Annotated in this window: 3 protein-coding genes and 1 pseudogene; 3 read left to right on the forward strand and 1 reads right to left on the reverse strand. The window is 69.9% G+C overall.

The genetic code is table 11. From position 1 onward, the window contains the following. Nucleotides 1–71: 71 nt before the first annotated feature. The 3 genes from G6026_RS13950 (at nucleotide 72) to G6026_RS13960 (ending at nucleotide 2,397) form a co-directional block, all read left to right on the forward strand. Nucleotides 72–1,208 (forward strand): AraC family transcriptional regulator, encoded by a 1,137-nt coding sequence (locus tag G6026_RS13950; protein ID WP_107755341.1) that lies wholly within the window; start codon nucleotides 72–74, stop codon nucleotides 1,206–1,208. Nucleotides 1,209–1,470: 262 nt separating this feature from the next. After that, nucleotides 1,471–2,160: a TenA family protein gene (locus G6026_RS13955; RefSeq protein WP_182613519.1), complete on the forward strand. Its 690-nt coding sequence runs from the start codon at nucleotides 1,471–1,473 to the stop codon at nucleotides 2,158–2,160. An 81-nt stretch (nucleotides 2,161–2,241) separates the two neighbouring features. Next, nucleotides 2,242–2,397 (forward strand): DUF6131 family protein, encoded by a 156-nt coding sequence (locus tag G6026_RS13960; protein WP_182613520.1) that lies wholly within the window; start codon nucleotides 2,242–2,244, stop codon nucleotides 2,395–2,397. A 130-nt stretch (nucleotides 2,398–2,527) separates the two neighbouring features. On the opposite strand, the pseudogene G6026_RS13965 reads toward G6026_RS13960, so the two are convergent. Further along, nucleotides 2,528–2,881: pseudogene (locus G6026_RS13965) on the reverse strand (molybdopterin molybdenumtransferase MoeA); the annotation flags it as partial.

Here is a 2,881-nt window from a genome sequence, read left to right on the forward strand (position 1 = left end):
GAACAGGGCGATGGCGGTCGCATGGTTGGCATTTTCGGTCACTCGGCAACCTGCGTTGATACGGTCGGGCGATGACCTCGTCGTCGGGCCCGTCCGCGCTCAGCTCGTCCGCGGTCGGCTCGTCCGCGGTCGGCTCGTCGACGCCGCGCTCGTCCTCGCCCGTGTGGGCGGTGCCCCGCGGCACGGAGGGGATCCGCATCATGGTGGACGGCGGCGTCGCGCGCGGGATGACGACGACGGAGTGCCTCGCCGGCACCGGGCTCGACGCGGCGGACCTCGACGACGAGACCGCACAGATCTGGGCGCACCAGGAGTTCGTGGTGATCCGCAATCTCCTGGGCGAGCTCGGGGACCGGCCGGGTCTGGGTGCGGGTATCGGTGCCCATTCGACGCTCGGGCGCACCGGCGTCATCGGCTTCATGATGCTCGCGGGGCCGACCGTGCGGGCGGCGCTCGACCGGGCCATCCCGTACCTCGCGCTCTCGCCCACTCACCTGCGGTTCTCCCTCGAGGAAGGCTCGGCGGGAGCCACCGGAACCGGGGCCGACGTGGACTGCCTGCTCGCCGCCGATGACGAGATCCCCGCGGATGTCCGGACGTTCGTGGTCGAGCGTGACCTGGCGGGCCTGGCCGCGGCGCTCCGTGGGGCTCAGATCGACGTGGGGATCACCGGGCTCGAGACGACCCTCGGCCCGGAGAGTGCCGTGATCCTCGGTGAGTCGTGGGGGTTGACCGTCGACGAGGTCCGGCCATACGCCGAGCGGAACCGACTGGCCATCACCCGGGAGCGGCTGGACGCGCGGCTGCCCCAGGGCGACGAGAACACGGCGAAGCTCTTCGAGAGGCAGTGTCGCGAACTGCTCGACGACCGGCTGGCGCGCGTGGGCGTCGCGGGTCAGGTCCGCAGCCGCCTACGTCACGAGCGCGAGACGTGGCCGTCCATGACGGAGGTGGCAGGTGAGCTGCACATCGACGTCCGCACCCTGCGTCGCCGGCTGGCCGCGGAGGGGACCTCGTTCCGGCGGCTGCTCGACGAGGTGAGGCATCATCGGGCGCTCGAGCTGTTGGCGCTCCGCGTGCCGGTGTCGGAGGTGGCGCGCGAACTCGGGTACTCCGAGACCGCGACCTTCACCAGGACGTTCATTCGGTGGGAGGGGGTCCCGCCCAGTCGCGCCCGGCGGGCCGGGCAGATCGAGCGAGTTCCGTGAGGCATCTGCCGAGTGCGCACCTCCCGGATCGCGACCGGGTTCCACGGATTGTGCCCCATATTCACGGATCGTGACCGATCAGGACGCATGGGCATCGGCGGCGCCACTCGGGCCGAATGGCAGGCTGGGGGTGCCGGCGGCACGGTGCAGAGAGGACCGGCTCGGCGGGGTGCGGTGGCTGGCCCCGGCGTCGAGCGCGACGATCCGCACACCGACCGAGCGGACTGCTCAGCATCCCGACACTCACCCGAGGAGAGCCGAAATGACCCTGTTCGAGACCCTCAAGGACCGCTGCCGCCCCGAGTGGGAGGCCTACATCCGGCACGAGTTCGTGGAGAAGCTCGGAGAAGGAACGCTGCCGATCGACGTGTTCCGCGACTACCTGATCCAGGACTTCCACTTCCTGGTGCAGTTCGCCCGTGCCAACGCACTGGCCGCGTTCAAGAGTCGCACGCTGGCCGACATCACGGCCGCCCATCAGGCCACGGGGGCCATCATCGCCGAGACCGCGCTCCATCTGCGGTTGACCGAGCGGTGGGGCATTCCGCGCGCGGAGCTCGAGGCCGCCGCCGAGAAGCAGGCCACCGTCGCCTACACCCGCTACGTCCTGGACGCGGGCATGTCCGGAGACCTGCTCGACCTGCACGTGGCGCTGGCGCCGTGCACCATCGGGTACGCCGAGATCGGGGCGCTGGTGCAGCCTCGCCTCGCCGACCACCGCGACGTGAGCGGCAGTGGCGGTGGGGTGACCGAGCATCCGTACGCCGAATGGATCGCCGAGTACTCGGGCGCAGAGTTCACCGCGGCGTCGGCTGCGGCGATCGCCCAGCTCGATCAGCTGGCCGCGGGCGGACTCAGCGAGCGACGTCTCGACGAGCTCACCGGGGTGTTCTCCACGGCCACCCGGTTGGAGGCCGACTTCTGGCAACAGGCTCTCGACAGCGTGGCCTGAGCCTCCGCGACCGGTCGTGGTTCGGCACGGCCCGATATACGCTCGTCGCTCCATGTCATGTCACTGTGAAAGGACGACTCAATGATCATTCTCGGTGCGATTCTGTTAATCCTCGGATTCCTGTTGGACATCCCGATTCTCTGGACGATCGGCCTGGTTCTCGTGGCGATCGGGGTAATCCTCTACGTGCTCGGAGCAGCCGGCCGGGCGGTCGGTGGACGCAAACACTGGTACTGACCCGTCCGGGTGTGTGACCACCGGGCCCGCTTCTCGCCGACCGTGAGAAGCGGGCCCGTCCACATGTGCGGGACACCGCGGTGCGAACAGAGGCCGGGGTGTGCTCGATCGGTCACAAGGGCTCGATCGGTTACAAGGGGATGGTGACGACCTCGTCCCCCGCCGCCAGTGAGGTCACGTCGGCGGGGATCTCGATCAGCACGTCGGCCCGCGCCATCGAGGCGACCAGGTGCGAACCCGGGCCCGAGACCGGTTCGGCGGTGGGCGGCCCTGACATGCTGCCGGCGGAACCGGGCAGGAGCGCCGCTCGCAGGTACTGCGCCTTACCGGCGGGAGAGGTCACGTCGCGCGACAGCAGGGCCCGGCTGGTCTGCACGGGCACGCGACCCACGGCCTCGAGGACAATCGGACGCAGGAGTACCACGAACGACACGAGCGCGCTCACCGGATTGCCCGGCAGGCACACCACCGGCGTGTCCCGCCA

Origin of the sequence: Dietzia sp. DQ11-38-2 (assembly GCF_014145055.1) — a bacterium.
In the GTDB taxonomy this organism is placed as follows: Bacteria; Actinomycetota; Actinomycetes; order Mycobacteriales; family Mycobacteriaceae; genus Dietzia.